This is a genomic window from Roseateles sp. P5_B10, assembly GCF_056400485.1.
Genome location: NZ_JBFULE010000630.1, coordinates 1 through 3109, shown reverse-complemented (window position 1 = coordinate 3109; position 3109 = coordinate 1). Strand labels below are relative to the sequence as shown.

5 protein-coding genes are annotated in these 3109 nt (G+C 69.5%); 2 read left to right on the top strand and 3 right to left on the bottom strand.

What is annotated here, in order from left to right; translation table 11 throughout:
* Nucleotides 1–694: polyphosphate kinase (locus AC1DU6_RS25090; protein ID WP_477860398.1), on the top strand; the 694-nt coding region annotated here is incomplete at its 5' end.
* Between the two features lie 7 nt (nt 695–701).
* Nucleotides 702–1163: a phosphohistidine phosphatase SixA gene (gene sixA, locus AC1DU6_RS25085; RefSeq protein ID WP_477860396.1), complete on the top strand. Its 462-nt coding sequence runs from the start codon at nt 702–704 to the stop codon at nt 1161–1163.
* Here the strand turns inward: sixA and AC1DU6_RS25080 are convergent.
* The 3 genes from AC1DU6_RS25080 to AC1DU6_RS25070 all read right to left on the bottom strand — a co-directional run.
* On the bottom strand, nt 1160–1564 hold the full coding sequence (locus AC1DU6_RS25080) for a GFA family protein (RefSeq protein WP_056198595.1): 405 nt from the start codon (nt 1562–1564) through the stop codon (nt 1160–1162). The two genes, sixA and AC1DU6_RS25080, sit on opposite strands and share 4 nt — an antisense overlap.
* Before the next feature lie 45 nt (nt 1565–1609).
* Complete coding sequence (locus AC1DU6_RS25075) at nt 1610–2134, bottom strand: hypothetical protein (RefSeq protein WP_477860394.1); 525 nt, start codon at nt 2132–2134, stop codon at nt 1610–1612.
* Nucleotides 2131–3109 (bottom strand): Ppx/GppA phosphatase family protein (locus AC1DU6_RS25070; RefSeq protein WP_477860393.1); only part of this gene is annotated, 979 nt, incomplete at its 5' end. The genes AC1DU6_RS25070 and AC1DU6_RS25075, both read right to left, overlap by 4 nt.

Genomic DNA, 3109 nt, shown 5'->3' with positions numbered 1-3109 from the left:
CTACAACCCCAAGACGGCGCGCCTGTACACCGACCTCGGCCTGCTGACGGCCGATGCCGACCTGACGGCCGATGCCGATTCGGTGTTCCGCCAGCTTGCGTCCCTGGGCAAATTCAAGGCGCTGCGACGCATGCTGCTGGCGCCCTTCAACATGCACAGCCGCATGCTGGAGCTGCTGGCCCAGGTGGAGGCCGCGGCCCTGGCCGGCTACAAGGGCGCGCGCGTCGTCGTGAAGATCAACGCGCTGACCGATGCCGAGCTCATCCACGGCCTGCTGCGCACGGCCCAGGCCGGCGCCAAGGTCGACCTCATCGTGCGCGGCGCCTGCATGCTGCCGCCGGGCCTGCCGGGCATCAGCGACAACATCGTCGTGCGCTCCGTCGTCGGGCGCTTCCTGGAACACACGCGGGTGCTGTATTTCCGCTGGGCAGAGGGCACCGAGGCTGACCCTGGCGAGGCGCTCTTCCTGTCCAGCGCCGACTGGATGAGCCGCAACATGTTCCGCCGCATCGAGGTGGCCTGGCCRGTGCAGGACGCGCGCCTGCGCCAGCGCATCGTCGACGAGGCGCTGCAGCCCTATCTGCACGACACCATGGACGCCTGGCAGCTCGGCCCGGATGGCCGCTCGGCGCGCATCAGCGACAGCGGCGTCAGCGCCCAGCAGGCCCTGATGCGGCGCTATTCAGAAGGGTAGACCCGCCATGGACCTGATCCTGTGGCGCCACGCCGAAGCCGAGATTGCCGCCCCTGGCCAGGATGACCTGCAGCGCGCGCTGACCCCCAAGGGCGAGCGCCAGGCCCGGCGCATGGCGGCCTGGCTCAACCATCGCCTGGCCGCGACGACGCGCGTGCTCGTCAGCCCTGCGCTGCGCTGCCGGCAGACAGCCGAGGCCCTGGGCCGCGAGGCGCGCATCGTGCCGTCGATCGCGCCCGATGCGCCGATCTCGGCCCTCATCGAGGCCTCACGCTGGCCCAAGTCGGTTGAGCCGGTGCTGATCTGCGGCCACCAGCCGACGCTGGGCCTATTGGCTGCCCATTTGCTGGCCGGCGTGGACCAGGAATGGGCCGTCAAGAAGGGCGCCGTGTGGTGGCTGCGCTGGCGCCAGCGCGACGGCGAACCCGAGGTGACGCTGCACGCCGTCCAGGGGCCCGATGCGCTTTAGAGGTGTCGAACCTCTTCGGGCTTGTTCCACCAGTTGTTGTGCAGGCCGTCGTAGTACTGCACCGGCGCCGCGACCAGCTCCTCGGCCGGCACATCATCGAGGCAATTCACCTTGACCGACACGAAGGCGCCGCCGACCTGTTCGATGTAGCCGTGACCATAGGAGCGCACGCCGCAGGTCTTGCAGAACAGGTTGTGCACGCTGTTCGAGCCGAACTGGTAGTCGCTCTGCGCGTCCTCGCCGGCCAGCAGCCGGAATGCGTCGGGCTTGACGCTGGCGCTCCAGTTGCGCGTCTTGAAGCAGATCGAACAGTTGCAGCGGCCGGTGCCGGCGGCGAGGTCGAGATCGACTTCGAAGCGCACGGCCTTGCAATGGCAGCTGCCGGTATAGGTCTTGAGCATGGCGGTCTCCGGGTGTGGAGCCGGCATGTTCGCTCAGTCGTGCTGTCAGCGGCTGGCAGCAGAGGCTGGTGCCGCTGGCGGAGTGAGGACGACGCGCACGCGCGAGCCCGTGCGCGGCACATGGCCCATCAGTTCCTGGCGCTGCCAGGCATAGAACTCGGCGATGCGCAGCTTGGCCGGGGGCTGTTTCCAGCTGCCGCGCCAGTGCACGGTCCAGACGTACTCCGGCAGATAGCCGGCCGCGTCGATGCGCATCAGCGCGTCCATGTAGGCGCTGGACTTGGGCGCCTTTTGCAGCATCTCCCGCCAGATGACGAGCAGCGTCCGGCGCGCGGTCATCTCACCTTCGAAGCTGGGTTCCAGGATGCCCAGCGGTGCCTGTGCCAGCGCACCGCTCTGGCTGGCCCAGTTGGCCAGACCGACGGCATAGGCCAGCCAGACGACGCTCTCGTTGGGATYGTCCGACGAGTCGATTTCGATCGCGGTCGATTTGCTGGCGTCGTCGCCCCAGGCAGGCAGCGCCATGCAGAGCGCCGCGAGGCAGGCGAGCAGCCGGCGACGCGAGCTCACGCCACGACGAGTTCGAGCAGCCCGCTGCGGGCCCAGGTCTCGGCCTCTTCCTTCAGCAGGAAGCGCGTGCGCGCTTGGCCGGCCGACCCGCCCTTGGGCAGTTGCAGCGTGAGCCGCTTGCCGTCGCGCGCCAGTCCGGGGCTGCCTGGTGCCTCCGTGCGGGCGTGGCAGAGGATGACGGCCAGGCGCAGCGCGATGAGCTGGTCCAGCAAGCTGGGATCGCTCAGCTGCGCTTCCAGCTTGCGCAGGCCGCCGCGCTGGCCCAGGGCCAGGCCCGCCAGGCGCTGCAGCTGGTTGGTTGAGAAGCCCGCCGCGTCGACATGGGCGATGACATAGGCGCTGTGGCGGTGGTGGTCATGGTGGGAGACCAGCATGCCGACCTCGTGCAGGGCGGCGGCCCAGCTCAACTCGCGCAGCAGCTCAGGCGCGGGCTTGAGCGTGAGCTGGTGGTAGAACAGCTCGGCTTGGCTGGCCACACGCTCGGCCTGCGCCATGTCCACGGCAAAGCGCTCCTGCAGCTCGGCGACGGAGTCCGCCCGCGGGTCGCGCGCGCCGCTGGGCTGCAGGCGCTCAACCAGATCGAAAATGACGCCCTGGCGCAGCGCGCCCTTGGTGGGCAGCAGCTCCTCGATGCCGAACTGGTTCAGCAGCGTGTAGAGGATGCACAGGCCACCGGCGACGACAGGACGGCGGTCGTCCTTGAGCCCAGGCAGTTGCAGCTTGTCCTGCGAGCCGGCCGCCAGGCATTGGGCGATGCACCAGCGCAGCGCGTCCGGCGTGATGCGGCCGTCGGTCTTGCCGCTGGCTGCCAGGATCTGCGACACCGCGCCAACCGTACCCGAGGAACCCAGGGCTTCCTGCCAGAGCTCGGGGCGGAACAGGGTCAGCGCTTCTTCCAGCTCGGCGCCGGCAGCCACCTGCGCGGCGCGGAAGGCCTCGGCCGTGTAGCGGCCGTCGGCGAAAAAGCGCACCGAC